Source organism: Curtobacterium sp. MMLR14_002 (genome assembly GCF_001864975.1).
Taxonomy (GTDB): Bacteria; Actinomycetota; Actinomycetes; order Actinomycetales; family Microbacteriaceae; genus Curtobacterium; species Curtobacterium flaccumfaciens.
Map to the genome: position 1 here is coordinate 1 of NZ_MJGT01000074.1, position 17,204 is coordinate 17,204.

The window sequence follows — 17,204 nt, forward strand, 5'->3', positions numbered from 1 at the left end:
CACCGCTCTGCCCTCTTCACGGGGGGCAGCAGTCGGGACAGCTTTGAGACCAAATGCATGATCTGGTCGAGAGTGTTCCGGTGGTCATAGCGAGAGGGAAACGCCCGGTCACATTCCGAACCCGGAAGCTAAGCCTCTCAGCGCCGATGGTACTGCAAGGGGGACCTTGTGGGAGAGTAGGACGCCGCCGGACTTAACGTGGAAGAACCAGGGAACCCCTGACCATTCGTGGTCAGGGGTTTTCTGCGTTTGCGGCCCGTTCTGGGTCCTTGTCGAAGGGGTCCGGTCAGGCCGTAGGATCAGCCGACGACGGAGGAACGATGACCGAAGCCTGGCCGGCCCTGCCCGACGGCTCCCGACTTGCGCTGCGGGAGATCCTCATCCACGGGGTGCTCTCCCGTGCCGAGATCGCTCGGTCACTTGGGCTCTCACGGGCGAGCCTCACGCGGGCGATGCGCATCCTCGTGTCACAGCGGCTCGTGGTCGAGGTCGGGACCGATGTGCGCGGCGCCACCGGCCGCCCGTCGGAGCTCCTGCAGGTGAGCAGCGGGCAGTGGGAGTTCCTCGGCATCAAGCTCACGAAGGACCGCCTGTACGCCGCGGTCACGGACCTGGGCGGACGGGTCCTCGCCCTGCACGAAGAGGCGATCGACGACACCGCCGCCGAGTCCCTCGCGGAGCAGATCGCCCTGGTGCTCGAGCGGCTCCGGGATGCGCACCCGGCCATCTGTGCGATCGGGGTCTCGCTGCCCGGAGACGTCATGGTCCGCGCGGGGGAGTCCGTCGTCGCGGCGTCGGTGTTCCTCGGGTGGCACGAGGTGCCGTTCGCCCGGATGCTCGAGGAGCGGACGGGCATCGCCACGTTCACCGCGAACGACGTCCACGCGCTGACGGCGAAGGAGCACTGGTTCGGTGCGGGCGCCGGCCGTGGGTCGATGGTGCTCGTGACGGTCGGTGAGGGCCTCGGCCTCGGGCTCATCGCGAACGGGCAGGTCTCCACCGGGGAGCACGGGCGACTGGGGCGCATCGGGCACCTTCCCGTCCTCGGAGGCGGTCCGGACTGTGGCCTCGGTCACGCCGGGTGCGCCTCGAGCTACCTTCCCAGCCCGGTCATCGTGCGGAACGCCGGCCACGAGGGGAAGACCTACGACCAGGTGGTCGAGCTCGCGCGGGACGGCGACGAGGGTGCCCTCGCTGCGTTCGAGGATGCCGGCCGCGCCCTCGGGGTCCTGCTCGCCACCGCGGTGCACATCGCGGACCCCTCGGCGGTCGTCCTGACGGGCGACGGGCTGCCCGTGTACGACCTGGCGCGGGCGACCGTCGACGAGTCGATGCGAGCCGCACTGGCGCCGTACACCGAGCCGGTGACGGTGGAGGTACAGCCGTTCGAGTTCTCGGAGTGGGCACGCGCCGGGGCGGTCCTCGCCATCCGTCGGCTGCTGGGGGAGTGAGCGGCCGAGGCATCAGGCAGAGGTCTCGGCGCGTTAGTTACACACGTTGACAAACACGGACGCAGACGGGAGGCTTGAGCGGTCCACCATCGAAGGAGATGCCGTGACCGCAGCCCCCACCGTCCCGTGGCCGACCGACGGCCTGTCGTTCGGCGGCGACTACAGCCCCGAGCAGTGGCCCCGGGAGACCTGGCTCGAGGACGTTCGCCTGATGCGTGAGGTCGGCGTGAACCTGGTCACCGTCGGGGTGTTCTCGTGGGCACTGCTCGAGCGGTCGCCGGGGGACTTCACGTGGGAGTGGCTCGACGACGTCCTCGCGCTGCTGCACGAGCACGGCATCGCGGTGGACCTCGCGACGCCGACCGCTGCACCGCCGAACTGGCTGCTGACCGCACACCCGGAGATCCTCCCGGTGGACGCCACGGAGCGGCGAGAGCGACCGGGTGGACGACTCGGGTGGTGCCCGGCCTCCGAGCTGTTCCGCGAGCACGCGCTCCGCATGGTCGATGCGCTGGCGGAGCGGTACGGCCGGCATCCCGCGGTGCGGCTCTGGCACGTGAGCAACGAGCTCGGCGGCGGCAACGGCCGGTGCTACTGCGAGGAGTCGGCAGCGGACTTCCGGCACTGGCTCGTGGCGAAGTACGGCGACGTCGAGGCCGCGAACGACGCGTGGGGCACGGCCTTCTGGGGGCACACGTACACCTCGTTCGACGAGGTCTCGCCACCACGGGGTGTGGGCGGGGCACCGAACCCCGGGCTCGCGCTGGACTTCGAGCGGTACTCCTCCGACGCGCTGCTCCGCCAGTACGACGCTGAGAAAGCCGTCATCGAGCAGCACTCGGACGTGCCGGTCACGACGAACTTCATGGTGGGCGCCGGGTCGCAGGTCGTCGACTACGCCGGCTGGGCCAAGCACGTGGCGATCGTCGCGAACGACCACTACACCCTGGTCGACGACGCCCGCCGCGAGCAGGACCTCGCGCTGGCCGGTGACCGGATGCGCGGGATGTCGGCGGACCGTCGTCCCTGGATGCTGATGGAGCACTCGACGGGTGGCCCGAGCTGGCAGCAGCGCAACCGCGCCAAGGAACCGGCCGAGCTCGTCCGGAACGCCCTGGCGCACGTCGCACACGGGTCCGACGGGGCGCTGTTCTTCCAGTGGCGGGCCTCCACCGCGGGCGCGGAGCAGTTCCACTCGGCGATGCTCCCGCACGCCGGCACCCGCACACGCATCTGGCGCGAGGTGCTCGCCCTCGGCCGGGCGCTGCAGGCCCTCGCCCCCGTGCAGGGCACCCGAGTCGAGCCGGCACGAGTCGCGATCGTCGTGGACGAGGCCTCCGGGTGGGCCGTTCAGTCGGGGCTCAAGCCGCACCGGGGCCTGCGCTACGGGCGGGAGCTCCGCGCCTGGCACCGCGCGTTCCACGACCGGCAGGTGCTCACGGACGTGGTCCCCGCCGACGCCGACCTGGACGGCTACGACGTGGTCGTCGTGCCGACGATGCTCATCGTCGACGACGCGACCGCCGAGCGGCTGTCCGCCGTGGTGGACCGCGGCGCCACCCTGATCGTCACGTACCTGTCCGGCGTCGCCGACGAGACCGCGCGCATCCGCACCGGCGGCTACCCGGGCGCGTTCCGCGAGGTGCTCGGCGCCTGGAGCGAGGAGTTCACCCCGCTCCAGCGCGATGAACGCTGGACCCTCGACGACGGTGAGGTCGTCACCGACTGGGCCGAGGCGGTCGTCCTCGAGGACGCCGAGTCCGTGCTCCGCTACACCGACGGCCCGCTCGCGGGCCGGCCCGCCGTCACGCGCCGCGCCGTCGGCGGCGGTGCCTGGTACGTGTCCGCGATGCTCGCGGACGACAGCATCCAACGGTTCGTGGACGGGGTGATCGCGGAGCGGGGGATCCTGCGGACGGTCACCGGGCCTCCCGGCCTGGAGGCGGTGCGTCGCGTCGGCGACGACGGTTCCGCCTTCCTGTTCCTCGTCAACCACCGTGCTGACGACGTCACGGTCGTCGCGTCCGGGACGGACCTGCTCGACGGGTCCGGCCACGGGCCGGACACCGTCGTGCCGGCCGGACGCGTCCGCGTCTTGCGCGAGGAGCGGGTTTCGTGACCGTCGTGGAGCGCGAGTCGACAGCCGTCGGTGCAGGCGATCGACGTGTGTACGTGCTGCGATCGGCCGGGGTGTCGCTGGTGCTGGCGTCCGCGGCGGACGGGCTGCCCGAGGTGCTGCACTGGGGTCGGGACGTCGGGCCCGTCGCGCCGGACGACGCGGCCGATCTGCTGCTCGCACTCGGCCGGCCGCTCGGACCGAGTGCGCTCGACGCGCGGTGGCCCCTCACGGTGCTGCCGACCGAGCGCGACGGGTGGGAGGGGCGACCGGGGATCGCGGGGCACGTGGACGGGATGCCGCTCGTGCCGCGGTGGCGCGACGTGGTGGTGATCGGTGACGACGAGCGGATCGTCGTGACCGCCGAGTCGGACTCGTTGGCGCTCCGGAGCGAGTTCGCGCTCGACTCCGCGGGGGTGCTGCGGGTGCGGCACACGGTGACGAACACCCACGCCGAGCCCGTGCACGTGCAGGCGCTCGAGGCGACGCTGCCCGTGGGGGAGCGGATCACCGAGGTGCTCGACCTGGGCGGACGGTGGACCCGTGAGCGCACCCCGCAGCGCCGGGCGGCGACGGCCGGGAGCCACGCGCGCGAGAGCCGTCGCGGGCGGACCGGCCACGACTCGCCGACGTTGCTCGTGCTCGGGACGCCCGGGTTCTCGGACGCCGAGGGTGAGCTGTGGGCGGTGCACCTGGCCTGGAGCGCGGACTCCGTGTACCGGTACGACCAGCTCGCCGAGGCGCGACCGCTGCTCGGTGCCGGAGAACTGCTGCGTGCCGGCGAGGTCGTGCTCGGCGAAGGGGAGTCGTTCGCCGCCCCCGACGCCGTGTTCGTGTGGAGCGACACCGGGATCGACGGGTTGTCCGACCGGCTGCACGACTCGCTGCGCAGCCGCCCGGGGCACCCGCGACGACCCCGGCCCGTGGTGCTCAACACGTGGGAGGCCGTCTACTACCGGCAGGAGCTCGAACCCCTGGTGGCGCTGGCCGAGACGGCGGCGGACATCGGCGTCGAGCGGTTCGTGCTCGACGACGGGTGGTTCCTCGGCCGGCGGTCGGACTCGACCTCGCTCGGGGACTGGCGCGTCGACCCGTCGGTGTGGCCGGACGGGCTGGCACCGCTCGTCGACCGCGTACGTGCGCTCGGCATGGAGTTCGGGCTGTGGTTCGAGCCCGAGATGGTCAGCCCGGTGTCCGAGCTGGCGGAGGCCCACCCCGAGTGGACGCTGCAGCGCCCCGAGGACGACGTCCGCACGTGGCGGAACCAGTACGTGCTCGACATGGCGAACCCACTGGCCCGGCACCACGTGCTCGAGAGCATGTCCCGGGTGATCGGTGAGCACCACGTCGACTTCGTGAAGTGGGACCAGAACCGGGACATCGTGCACGCGGTGCACGCGGGACGCGCCGGCATCGACGCGCACACCCGCGGCGTGTACGCGTTGATGGACGAGCTGCGTGCGCGGCACCCGTGGCTCGAGATCGAGGCGTGCGCGAGCGGCGGTGCCCGGATCGACCTCGGCGTGCTCGAGCGCACCGACCGGGTCTGGCCGTCGGACTCGAACGACGCCTTCGAGCGACTGCCGATCCAGCGGTGGACCGAGGCGCTGCTCCCGCTCGAGCTGATCGGCTCGCACGTCGGGCCGGAGATCTCGCACACCACGGGCCGGCACCTCGACCTGGACTTCCGGATGGCGGTGTCGCTGTTCGGCTCGGCCGGCATCGAGACCGACATCACGAAGCTGTCGCCCGCGGAGCTCGACCGGCTCCGGGCCTGGACGGCGCTGTACCGACGGGAGCGCGGGCTGCTGCACTCCGGGCGGCTGCGGCACCTGCACCTCGGGGACCCGGGGACGGTGGCGACGTCGGTCGTGGCCACCGACCGTTCGCGGGCGCTGGTGCGGGTGGCGCGGACGGAGACGGGGCCGAGGTCATTGCCGGTGCCGCTCCGGGTGCGCGGACTCGACCGGTCGCGGCGCTACCGGCTCGCCCCGGTGTCCGGGCTCGCTGTCCCGCGCGGGCTCGACATGGTGCCGCCGGAGTGGCTCGTGCGCGGACACCTGGAACTGACCGGCGCCGTGTTCGAGGACGTCGGCGCACGGCTGCCACTGCTCGCACCCGCGACCGCGATCGTGCTGGAGCTCCGCGCGATCGACTGAGCGCCGTCAGCCGCGCTGCTTCGGCGGGGGAAGCGTTTCCTGACCGGCGACGTGACGGTTCTGGTTCACGATCCTCGGGGATCGTGAACCAGAACCGTCACGCGTCGAGAGGAAATGTCCGTCCCGGGGCGCTCGGTGTGGGGTGTCGCGCGGTGAACGAGGCGCGGTGCGGGACGATCACTCCGTCCGCGGGCTGCGGTGCTGCAGGCTGCGGGCTGCGGGCTGCGGGCTGCGGGCTGCGGGCTGCGCTGTTGCGGGCTGCCCGGCTGCGCTGTTGGGGGCTGCCGGCTGCGGTATTGCGGGTGGGAGTGGTGCCGGTGTGGGTGCGGGTGTGGGTGGTGCCGGTGCGAGCGGCGGTGCTGCGGGGTTGCGGGTGCAGCGGAGGTGTGCGGGCGTGCTCGGGTGACGGTTCCGGTTCGCGAACCCGGGGGATCGTGAACCGGAACCGTCAGCGGCACCCGGGTCAGGGCAGCAGCGAACCCGCGTGGCGGAGGACGAGCGGGTGGACGAGCTCCTGTGCAGCGATGCCCGGCGCACTCGTCACCGTGAAGGTCACCGACTCGCCGGGGAGCAGGGACACCAACCCGTCGTCGACGCGGGCGGCCGCATCCACGCGGTCGGGGAACAGCGAGACGTCGCGCGCGTACGCGGTCGCCGTCACGGTGACCGTTGCGCCGTCCTCCCTCGCCGACACCACCGTGGACAGGGGCGAGCGCTCGAGTGCCTGGTCGACGACCTCGGCGAAGTCGTGCACGGTGTGGGTGCCGGCTCCCGTGACGACGAGGACCTCGGAACCGGGGTCACCCGGCACCGCGAGCGACGACGGCAGCTGCACCCGGTCGGCATCGGCGGGGGCGGCCGCGAGCATGAACGACGACGACTCGAGCACAGTGCCGTCGAAGGCCACACGGGAGACGGTGACCTCGTCGGCGACCGGCACCCCGGACGCGTTGACGAGGACGACGTCGAGACCTCCGTCGCCGTCACCGCCCTGGGCACCGGACGACGGCTGGACGGTGAGCAGCACGGGCTGGTAGGCCTGCCGGACGGCGTACCAGACGGGCTTCCGGATGCCGGCGTGGTCGACCAGCGCCCAGGACACCACGGGCCAGTCGTCGTTGAGCTGCCAGACGACCATGCCGGTGTTGTCGGGTGTGCGGGAGCGGAACCACTCCATGCCGAAGCGGATGGCGTGCGCCTGGTTGAGCTGCGCGGCGAAGTGCCAGTCCTCGATGGAGGTCGGCTCGGGCAGGTGCCCCCGCATGCCGTCGGCGAGCTTCCGGTTGCCCTGGTCGGCCTTCTGGTGCACGAGCATCTCGTGGCCGTCCGGGTCGAGGGGCTCGTCGTGCACCACCGCGGTCAGGGCCGACCACGCCGGAGGGCCCTGGAACCCGAACTCGGCGACGAACCGCGGCTCCCAGTCGGCGTAGGCGCGGTAGTCGAGGCGGTTCCAGACGTCCCAGATGTGCACGCTGCCGTTCCGCTGGTCGTTCGGCGTCAGGTACTCGTCGAACGAGAACGGGCTGCCCGGCGTGTACGGCCGGGTCGGGTCCAGCTCGGCGACGACCGACGGCAGCAGGGAACGGTAGTAGCCGTTGCCCCAGGTCCGGCCGACGAGCGACGGCCGCCAGCCCCACTCGGCGTAGGCGACGAGGTTCTCGTTGTTGCCGTTCCACACCACGAGTGAGGGGTGCGGGCTGAGGCGGGTGACGGCCTCGCGGACCTCGGGCTCGACCTCGTCGGCGAGCCAGGGCTCTTCCGCGTAGGCGGCACAGGCGAACAGGAAGTCCTGCCACACCAGGACGCCGAGCTCGTCGCACCGGTCGTACAGGTCGTCGGACTCGTAGATGCCGCCGCCCCAGATGCGCAGCAGGTTCATGTTCGCGTCGATCGCGTCCTGGATCCGGTCCGCGTACCGCTCGGGCGTCATCTCGGTCAGGTAGGCGTGGTCGGGGATCCAGTTCGCCCCGCGCACCATGACCGGACGGCCGTTCACGCGGAGCAGGAACGGCGCACCGCCGGCGTCGGCGGCGGTGTCGAGCGTGACCGTGCGGAAGCCCACGCGGCCGGTCCACACGTCGTCGCCGACCTCGACCCGGACGTCGTACAGCGGCTGGTCGCCCTCGCCGCGGGGCCACCAGACGGCGACGTCGGGGACCTCGAGGCGGACGGTCGCGGCGCCGTCGACGACGGGGCGTGCGCCGACCACCCGGCCGCCGGTGTCGGAACCGGTGTGTCCTGCGGACGCGGGATGCGGGGCCAGGGTGATCCGGGCCTCCAGGCCGGTGCCCGCGGAACCGTCCGCGGACGCGACGGGCGCGCTGCCGATGGCCTGCGAGAAGGAGCCGGTGGAGCCGGCGTGCTCGACGTCGACGTGGGCCGTCAGCACGCCGGTGGTGCCGTCGAGGTCGACGAGCGGGCGGACGGCCGCGATGCGGACGCCGCTCCAGGACTCGATGCCGATCGACTTCCAGATGCCGCTCGTGGCGACGTCGACGCCCCAGTCCCACCCGAAGTTCGACGCGTTCTTGCGGAGCGCGTTGTAGGGGTGGTGGTTGACGTGCGGCAGCTCGCCGCCGTGCAGGGCGGACAGGCGCTCGGCTGCGGGGACTGGGGCATCGAACGTGACGACGAGCTCGTTCGTGCCCGGTCGGAGCAGGTGCCCGACGGGGAACCGGTACGAGCGGTGCTGGTTGGCGGTGGTCGCGACGACGATGCCGTTGAGCTCGATCGTGGCGAGGGTGTCGAGGCCCTCGGCGACGAGGTCGTGGCGGGTCTCGTCCGGCACGGTCCACTCGAACGTGCGGCGGTAGCGCCAGACGGTGTCACCGATCCACTGGGTGGCGGCCTCGCCGTCGCCGTCGAACGGGTCGGGGATCCGGCCGGCCCGCAGCAGGTCGGTGTGCACGCAGCCGGGGACCTGCGCCGCGACCGGTTCGCGGTGCTCCGCCGACTGCTCGGGTCCGGTCACCGCCTCGAGGGTCCACGTGCCGTCCAGGGTGGTCCGCTCCATTGCGTCTCCTCATCGTTACGGGGCCGTGACCCGACCCCTTGACCGCCTTAGTTTACGCGTGTAACAATCACGCTCACAACGTGGACCCTGCGACGACGCAGACCGAGAGGACAACGATGTTCAACCCAACCCGTTCACGGCTCGCCATCGGCGGCGCCGTTCTCCTCGCAGCCGGCCTCGCGCTCAGCGGCTGCAGCTCCAGCGGCACCGCCAGCACGAACGACGCCGCTGCCTCGACCCTGGTGGCGTACACCGGCCAGTCCGGCGACTACCAGATCAACTTCAACCCGTGGTCGCCGTCCAACATCGGCGGCGTCGGCACGATCTACGAGTCGCTCTTCTTCATCACCAACGTCAACACGAAGGACCCGAAGCCGCTGCTCGGCAAGTCCTCCGAGTGGAACGACGACGGCACGCAGCTCACCATCACGCTGCGCGACGGAGCCACCTGGAGCGACGGCGAGCCCTTCACCTCGAAGGACGTCGTGTTCACGCTCGACATGCTCAAGAAGCAGAAGGCCCTGAACTCGATCGGCTACGACGGCACCGCGAAGGCCGACGGCGACGACAAGGTGGTCGTCTCGTTCGACAAGCCGTCGTTCGTGCTCGGCCCGAACCTGCTCGGCAAGACCTGGATCGTGCCCGAGCACCTGTGGAAGGACATCGACCCGACCACCGACGTCGTGCGCGAGCCCGTCGGCACCGGCCCGTACACGCTCGGCACCTTCAAGGCGCAGGCGTTCACCCTCGAGGCGAACAAGGAGTACTGGGACGGCGCCCCGGCCGTGAAGACCATCCGCTACCTGTCGCTCTCCGGCAACACCGCCGGCGCCGACGCACTGAAGCAGGGGTCGATCGACTGGCAGACCGGCCCGGTGCCGAACATGGACGACATCCCCGCCAACTACAACGGCTACGACGGCATCACCGTCGGCCAGAACCAGATGGCCCTGCTGACCTGCGCGAACACCGACCTGGGCTGCGCCGGCCCGCAGACCGACCCGGCCGTCCGCCACGCGATCGCCGACGCCATCAACCGCAAGCAGCTCAACTCGCTGGCGTTCGAGAACACCGCGAGCGAGATCTCCCCGACCTTCGCGCTCACCACGACGCAGAAGGACACCATCTCGAAGGACATCGAGCCGGCCGTGATGCCGGAAACCGCCGACACCGACGCGGCCGCCTCGACCCTCGAGGACGCCGGGTGGAAGAAGGGCTCCGACGGCATCTACGCCAAGGACGGCAAGAAGCTGTCCCTGACGGTCGAGGTCGTCACCGGGTGGACCGACTACATCACCGCGATCGACACGATGACGCAGCAGCTCAAGGCCGCGGGCATCGAGCTCAAGGCGCAGCAGTCGTCGTGGAACGAGTGGACCGACAAGAAGACCAAGGGCAACTTCGAGCTCGCGATCGACTCGCTCGGCCAGGGCCCGACGGCGAACCCGTACTACCTGTACAACAACTACTTCACGACGGCCAACACCGCGAAGGTCGGTGAAGCAGCCCCGATGAACATCTCGCGGTACAGCAACCCCGACGTCGACAAGGCCATCGCGAAGCTCGCCACGATCAACCCCGAGGACACCGCGGCGACGCAGCCCGAGCTCGACACGATCCAGGAGCACATCGTCGAGGACCTGCCCTACATCCCCGTGATGACCGGCGGCACGACGAGCGAGTTCCACGCGGCGAAGTTCACCGGCTGGCCGACGAAGGACGACCTGTACGCGTTCCCGGCGGTCTGGGCGAGCCCGGACAACGCCGAGATCTTCAAGGCGCTCAAGCCGGCGAAGGGCTGACACCGATGGGATCGCGACCGAGGGGCACTCGACGATGACCTACTTCCTGCGCAAGATCGGCTTCTACGTCGTCGCACTGTGGGCGGCCCTGACGCTGAACTTCATCATCCCCAGGCTCCTGCCCGGCAACCCGGTGGACATCCTGCTCGCCAAGCTCCAGCAGCGCGGCGGGCAGGTGACCCCGGCGACCCGGGAGGCGTACGAGCTGCTCCTCGGTGGCGATTCCTCGGAGCCGCTCATCTCCCAGTACGGCCACTACCTGGTCAACGTGTTCCGCGGTGACCTCGGCGTGTCCGTCAGCTACTTCCCGGCACCCGTCACCGAGGTGATCGGCAGTTCGCTGCCGTGGACCATCGCCCTGGTCGGGATCGCCACCATCGTGGCCGCGATCATCGGCGTCGGCCTCGGGGCCTTCGTCGGGTGGCGGCCCGGCACCTGGCTCGACTCGTTCGTGCCGGCCACCACCCTGCTCGCCGCGGTGCCGTACTTCTGGCTCGCGCTGATCCTGGTGTACTTCTTCGCCACCGGGCTCCACCTGTTCCCGGCGCAGGGCGGCTACGACGTCATCCTGACGCCCGGGTTCAACTGGGACTTCATCGTCTCGGCGGTGCAGTACGGAGTGCTGCCGGCGGTGACGATCGTGCTCGCGTCGCTCGGCGGCTGGCTGCTCGGCATGCGCAACATGATGGTGTCGACGCTGTCCGAGGACTACATCACCACCGCGCAGGCGAAGGGCCTGTCCGACGGCAAGATCCTGCGGAACTACGCCGCCCGGAACGCCGTGCTGCCGTCCGTCGCCGGGTTCGCGATCTCCCTCGGGTTCATCGTGTCCGGCTCCGTCGTCACCGAGCAGGTGTTCTCGTACCCGGGCATCGGGTCGAAGCTGCTGTCCGCCGTGACGAACAACGACTACGCGCTCATGCAGGGCATCTTCCTGTTCATCACCCTGGCGGTCCTCGGCGCGAACCTCGTCGTCGACCTGCTGTACGGACTGATCGACCCGCGCACGCGGGCCCGGAGCTAGGGGAGGAGACGACCATGACCAACATCCAGCAGGAGACCGAGCCCACCATCGGCGCGCTGACCGAGGAGGCCGACAGCACCACGTCGATCGCCACCCGGCGCGCGTCGAAGGGCGGCATCCGCAGGTTCCTCCCCACGCTCACCCCCTGGCTCGTCACGGGCATCGCGCTCGTCGCCGGCGTCACGCTGTTCGGGGTGATCGGACCGCTGCTCGTCGGCGACCCGACCACCATCCGCGACACCGGGCTGCAGGGACCGAGCGGCTCGAACGTCCTCGGCACCACCCAGACCGGTCAGGACGTCCTGGCCCAGCTCGCCTTCGCCACCCGGGGCAGCCTGCAGATCGGGCTGATCGTCGGCGTCCTCGCCACGGTGCTCTCCGCGTTCTTCGGCATCCTCGGCGCCTACCTGGGCGGGATCATGGACGAGGCGTTCTCGCTGTTCTCGAACGTGTTCCTCGTCATCCCCGGTCTGCCGCTCGTCATCGTCATCTCCGGCCTGGTGCCGCGAGAAGCCCGCGGGCTCTGGACCATCGCCGTCGTCCTGGCGATCACGTCGTGGGCCGGGTCCGCCCGGGTGCTGCGGGCGCAGACGATGTCGATCCGCAACCGCGACTACGTGTCCGCTGCCCGGGTCGCCGGCGAACGGCCCTGGCGGGTCATCGCCGTCGAGATCCTGCCGAACCTGCTGCCGGTGCTCGCGTCGCAGTTCGTGTTCGCGGTGATCGCCGCGATCCTCGGGGAAGCGGGACTGTCGTTCCTCGGGCTCGGGGCGTCGAACTCCTCGACGCTCGGCACCATGCTCTTCTACGCCCAGAACGGCTTCGCGCTGGCGAACGGCGCCTGGTGGTGGTTCGTTCCGCCGGGCCTGCTCATCGCCCTGCTCGGCATGGGCCTGTCCCTGGTGAACTTCTCGATCGACGAGGTCATCAACCCGCGACTCGCGAACGTGCGTGCGCAGCGACGGCGCGACCGTCGTGCGAAGCGTGCGGCCCGCTCGGGAGGCCCGACCCGCGTCGCCACCGCCGGTCACGACACGAAGGGGGTCGCCCGATGAGCGCCACCGACACCGCACGACCGGTCACCTCCGACGTCACGGGCGACGGCCGCCGGCCGGCCGTGCTGACCATCGACCACCTCGACGTGGTCTACGAGACCGAGCACCCCGTGCACGCCGTCAAGGACGTCTCGCTCACCCTGGCGCCCGGCGAGATCCTCGGGCTCGCGGGGGAGTCGGGCTGCGGCAAGACGACCCTGGCCTATGCCATCACCCGGCTGCACCGGCCGCCGGCGAAGGTCACGTCGGGCAGCATCACGTTCCACGACCGCGACGGCACCGACGTCGACCTGCTCGGTCTGCCGCACGAGCAGCTCCGGGCCGTGCGGTGGTCGAAGCTGTCGATGGTGTTCCAGGGGGCGATGAACGCGCTCAACCCGGTCACCACGATCCGCGCCCAGCTCGACGACGCCCTGGTCGAACACCGCAAGGGCATGCCCCGCAAGGAACGTCGGGCCGTCGCCGAGGACGCCCTGCGCCGCGTCGGCGTCGACCCGTCCCGCATCACCGCGTACCCGCACGAACTGTCCGGCGGCATGCGGCAGCGCGTGATGATCGCGATGGCGATGCTGCTCGAACCGCAGATCATGATCATGGACGAGCCGACCACCGCGCTCGATGTCGTGGTGCAGCGGGAGATCCTGCGCGAGATCGTCCGACTGCGCGACGAGCTCGGGTTCGCCGTCGTGTTCATCACGCACGACCTGCCGCTGTTGCTCGAGATCAGCGACCGGATCGCGATCATGCTCCGCGGCGAGGTCGTCGAGTGCGACCGAGCCAGCGTGATCCAGCACGACCCGCAGCACCCGTACACGCGGAAGCTGCTGCAGTCGTTCCCGAGCCTGTCCGGAGCCCGCGGCGCGTTCATCCGCACCGGGGTCGAGGACGGCGCCGAACCCGAGACCGACACCCGGGCCGTCGTGGTCCAGGCAGCACAGGAGACGGACCGATGACCAGTGTGACCGTCAGCCACCTCGGCAAGGACTTCCACACCCGCAAGGGCCTGAAGCGCACCACCCTGCGGGCCGTTGACGACGTGTCGTTCGACCTGCTGCCCGGCCGGACCGTGGCACTGGTGGGGGAGTCCGGCTCGGGCAAGTCCACCATCGCGCGGATGCTCGCCAAGCTCGAGACCAGGACGCGCGGCTCGATCGACGTACGGCTCGAGGACGGCACCCCCGTCGAGGGCAGCATGTACCGGCGGCACGTGCAGATGGTGTTCCAGGACCCGTTCGCCTCGCTCAACCCGTTCCACTCGATCGAGCACCACATCGCCCGGCCGCTGCAGCTGCACCACCGGGCCCGCGGCGCCGACGAGACCGCCGACAAGGTGCGGGAACTGCTCGGCCGGGTGAACCTCGACGAGGGCTTCGCGTCACGGCGGCCGCACGAGCTCTCCGGTGGGCAGCGGCAGCGCGTCGCCATCGCCCGCGCACTCGCCCCCGGCGCCCAGGTGCTCATCGCCGACGAACCCGTGTCGATGCTCGACGTCTCGATCCGCCTGAGCGTGCTCAACCTGCTCGGCCGGCTGCAGCGCGAGGACGAGCTCGCCGTGCTCTACATCACGCACGACCTGGCGACCGCGCGGCACTTCTCCGACGAGATCCTCGTGCTCTACCGCGGCCGGGTCGTCGAGCGGGGTCCGTCGGACGCCGTCATCCTCGACCCGCACCACGACTACACCCGGCTGCTCGCCGAGGCCGCCCCCGACCCGGAGCGCACCGAGCGCCGGATCACCGCGGGGCCGCCGCTCGACCGGACGAAGATCGACAACACCACCTGCTACGACCACACGATCGGGGACTGGGTGTCGAGCGAGCCCGCACCGGTCGGGGCGCGATGAGCGACGGGCCGACGTTCGTCGACTGGGTCACCGACGGGTTCGCGGCACGGTTCCGGGTCGGTGCGGACCAGCCCGCGGCGCTCGTGTCGTTCGTGCCGGCCGGCGGAGCGTCGGCTGGCGGAGCGCTCGCCGGCGGAGCGCTCGCCGACGGGCCGGACGACCCGCAGCCGCTCGTGGAGCTGACGACGATCGGGCACGGCCGGTTCCCGGGCGGGTTCCGGCACGTGGACTCCACGATCGGGGCGCGACTGCGACCCGTGTCGCACCACGTGCACGACGACGGGACCGACCTGTGGTTCCGGATCGTGCAGGCGGACGCGGCCACGGGCCTCCAGGCCGAGTCGGTGTTCCGGGCGCGCGCCGGCGTGCCCGCGTTCCAGACGTGGACCGAGGTGTCGGCCGAGCACGGTGAGCACGTCGTCGACTCCGTGTCGTCGTTCGCGACCGGGGCGTTCCTGACCGACTCGGGCGCCACCGTCGACGAGCTCTCCCTCGTGCACGCCGACAACGACTGGGCAGCGGAGAGCCGGTGGCGGACCGATCCGCTGCGGTCGATCGGGCTCGCGGCGATCGACCGGGAGGCCCAGCACCACCCGCCCCGCAGCCGCGCCGTCGTGCAGAACCGCGGCTCGTGGTCGACCGGTGAGGCGCTGCCGATCGGGGTGCTGCGGGCGGAGGACGCTGTGTCGCTTCCGTACGCGCTCGTCTGGCAGGTCGAGCACAACGGGCCGTGGCTGTACGAGCTCGGCGAGACCCGGCGGCACGCGTACCTGCTGTTGAGCGGCCCCACCGACCAGGAACACCAGTGGACCACCGTCGTCACGCCGGAGCAGTCGTTCACCTCGGTGCCGGTGTCCGTCGGCATCGCCGGGTCGATCGACGACGCCTTCGGGGTGCTCACCCGGCAGCGTCGGGCGTTCCGGCACGTGCGGGAGGCCGACCGCGCCCTGCCCCTGGTGTTCAACGACTACATGAACACGCTCATGGGCGATCCGACGACCGAGAAGCTCCTGCCGCTCATCGACGCGGCCGCCGACGCCGGAGCGGACCTGTTCTGCATCGATGCCGGCTGGTACGCCGAGGGACACTGGTGGGACACCGTCGGAGCGTGGGAGGAAGCGGCGTCACGGTTCCCGACGGGGCTCGGGGCCGTCATCGACCACATCCGTGCGCGTGGCATGCAGGCCGGCCTCTGGCTCGAACCCGAGGTCATCGGCATCCACTCGCCGCTGGCCTCGACCCTGCCGTCGTCCGCGTTCGTCGAGCACCACGGGGTCCGGGTCGCGGAGCACGGGCGGCACCTGCTCGACCTGCGCTCGCCGGAGGCCCGCGCACACCTCGACTCGGTGGTCGACCGGCTCGTCGGAGAGCTCGGCGTGACGTTCTTCAAGATGGACAACAACACGATGACCGGGCCGTTCGCCGGGATGCTCGAGCACGAGCGTGCGCTGCTCGACTGGCTCGACGCGGTGCAGGAGCGGTACCCGGCACTGCTCATCGAGAACTGCGCCTCGGGAGCGATGCGCGCCGATTGGGCCATGCTCTCGCGCCTGCACATGCAGTCGACATCGGACCAGCAGGACCCGGTGCTGTCCGCCACGATCGCCGCCGCCGCTCCCGCTGCGATGCTGCCCGAACAGGCGGGGAACTGGGCGTACCCGGCGCCGACCATGGACCCGGAGCTGTTCACGCTGTCGCTCGTGAACGGGGTGCTCGGGCGGATGTACCTTTCCGGGTACCTGAACGAGATGTCGTCGTCGCAGCGGGCGGTGGTCGGTGACGCGATCGCTGCGCACCGGCAGGTCCTGGACGTCGTCGAGGCGTCCGTCCCGGTCTGGCCCCTCGGGCTGCCCGCCTGGGAGGACCCCTGGACCGCACTCGGCCTGCACGCCACCACGGGCGACCTGTACCTGTCGGTGTGGTCGCTGCCCGGTGCGTCGGCGTCGGTGTCGTTGCCGCTGCCGGCGTTCGCCGGGCAGGCGGTGGTCGTCGAGCCGCTGTTCCCGACGGCACTCGGGTCGTGGTCCGTGGCGTGGGACGCCGCTTCGGGCTCGCTCGAGGTCGCGAACGGCGGGTCGACCCCCACAGCGCGGGTCCTCCGCGTCCGGTCGCAGGAGGCGGACGCGGGGGCCTGAGCGGGCGCGCGTCGCGATGGCAGGGCGCGCGCTGGAGCGGACGGGAGGCACGGTGCGGGCAGGCACCGTGCCTCCCGTTCCGTCGGTGGTCGCGTCCACGGCGCGGGGGACGCGGATTCGTGTCCGCGCGGTGACGGTTCTGGTTCAGGATCCTCGGGGATCGTGAACCAGAACCGTCAGGAGCGCTGCAGAACGGGGTCCCCGGTCACGCCTGGTCCTCGTCGTCGGGGCGTCGCGGAGCCCGGAGGCGCAGGGTGGCGCCGAGGCCGATGACCAGGAAGCCGGCGGCGGAGAAGGCGGCGGCGCGGGTGCCGTCGGAGAACGCGACCGTCGTGGACTTGCCGGCACCGTTGGGGCCGAGGAGCGCGAAGGTCTCGCCCCGTTCGATCGTGAAGGAGACGTCGTCCACGGCGCGTTTGCCGGTGGCGTACTGCTTGCCGAGGTGCTGGACCTCGATGGCGGGGGACTCGGGCATGGGTCCAGCTTCGCCGCCCGGTGGCCGTGGGGGGATCGGCCGGGGCGGTGGTGTCGGCATCGTCCGATCGGGGGATGGTGCAGGCGGGGAAGGTGGTTCGCTTTCCGGCCGGTGACGGTTCTGGTTCGCGA

General features: G+C 71.2%; 11 protein-coding genes and 1 rRNA gene. 10 read left to right on the plus strand and 2 right to left on the minus strand.

The window, feature by feature from the left end:
• Positions 1-76 precede the first annotated feature (76 nt).
• From rrf to BIU91_RS14495, 4 genes are all read left to right on the plus strand, one after another.
• A 5S ribosomal RNA gene (gene rrf, locus BIU91_RS14480) occupies positions 77-193 on the plus strand.
• A gap of 127 nt (positions 194-320) precedes the next feature.
• Positions 321-1,451 (plus strand): ROK family transcriptional regulator, encoded by a 1,131-nt coding sequence (locus BIU91_RS14485; protein ID WP_071406043.1) that lies wholly within the window; start codon positions 321-323, stop codon positions 1,449-1,451.
• A gap of 103 nt (positions 1,452-1,554) precedes the next feature.
• Positions 1,555-3,570 carry a beta-galactosidase gene (locus tag BIU91_RS14490; RefSeq protein ID WP_071406044.1) on the plus strand — a complete coding sequence of 672 codons (2,016 nt, stop codon included), beginning with the start codon at positions 1,555-1,557 and terminating at the stop codon, positions 3,568-3,570.
• Positions 3,567-5,726, plus strand: coding sequence for an alpha-galactosidase (locus BIU91_RS14495; protein ID WP_253183772.1), 2,160 nt, complete (start codon positions 3,567-3,569; stop codon positions 5,724-5,726). The genes BIU91_RS14490 and BIU91_RS14495 overlap by 4 nt, the downstream gene beginning before the upstream one ends.
• Positions 5,727-6,189: 463 nt before the next feature.
• On the opposite strand, the gene BIU91_RS14500 is transcribed toward BIU91_RS14495, so the two are convergent.
• Positions 6,190-8,739 carry a glycoside hydrolase family 2 protein gene (locus BIU91_RS14500; protein ID WP_071406045.1) on the minus strand — a complete coding sequence of 850 codons (2,550 nt, stop codon included), beginning with the start codon at positions 8,737-8,739 and terminating at the stop codon, positions 6,190-6,192.
• Between the two features lie 116 nt (positions 8,740-8,855).
• Here BIU91_RS14500 and BIU91_RS14505 point away from each other — a divergent pair, with 116 nt between their 5' ends.
• Genes BIU91_RS14505 through BIU91_RS14530 form a run of 6 tightly spaced genes read left to right on the plus strand, consistent with a single transcriptional unit; the run spans position 8,856 to position 16,598 of the window.
• On the plus strand, positions 8,856-10,541 hold the full coding sequence (locus tag BIU91_RS14505) for an ABC transporter substrate-binding protein (protein ID WP_071406046.1): 1,686 nt from the start codon (positions 8,856-8,858) through the stop codon (positions 10,539-10,541).
• A gap of 34 nt (positions 10,542-10,575) precedes the next feature.
• A complete protein-coding gene (locus tag BIU91_RS14510) occupies positions 10,576-11,565 on the plus strand; it encodes an ABC transporter permease (protein ID WP_071247140.1) in 990 nt (329 codons plus the stop codon).
• A 14-nt stretch (positions 11,566-11,579) separates the two neighbouring features.
• Positions 11,580-12,620: an ABC transporter permease gene (locus BIU91_RS14515; protein WP_084741308.1), complete on the plus strand. Its 1,041-nt coding sequence runs from the start codon at positions 11,580-11,582 to the stop codon at positions 12,618-12,620.
• The gene (locus BIU91_RS14520) at positions 12,617-13,573 is read left to right on the plus strand and encodes an ABC transporter ATP-binding protein (RefSeq protein WP_071406047.1); all 957 of its coding nucleotides are present in this window, start codon (positions 12,617-12,619) and stop codon (positions 13,571-13,573) included. Before BIU91_RS14515 ends, BIU91_RS14520 begins: the two co-directional genes overlap by 4 nt.
• Positions 13,570-14,463 carry an ATP-binding cassette domain-containing protein gene (locus BIU91_RS14525; RefSeq protein WP_071406048.1) on the plus strand — a complete coding sequence of 298 codons (894 nt, stop codon included), beginning with the start codon at positions 13,570-13,572 and terminating at the stop codon, positions 14,461-14,463. The genes BIU91_RS14520 and BIU91_RS14525 overlap by 4 nt, the downstream gene beginning before the upstream one ends.
• A complete protein-coding gene (locus BIU91_RS14530) occupies positions 14,460-16,598 on the plus strand; it encodes a glycoside hydrolase family 36 protein (protein WP_071406049.1) in 2,139 nt (712 codons plus the stop codon). Before BIU91_RS14525 ends, BIU91_RS14530 begins: the two co-directional genes overlap by 4 nt.
• A 205-nt stretch (positions 16,599-16,803) precedes the next feature.
• Here the strand turns inward: BIU91_RS14530 and BIU91_RS19535 are convergent, their stop codons facing one another.
• Complete coding sequence (locus BIU91_RS19535) at positions 16,804-17,073, minus strand: ATP-binding cassette domain-containing protein (protein ID WP_071406050.1); 270 nt, start codon at positions 17,071-17,073, stop codon at positions 16,804-16,806.
• Positions 17,074-17,204: the final 131 nt, after the last annotated feature.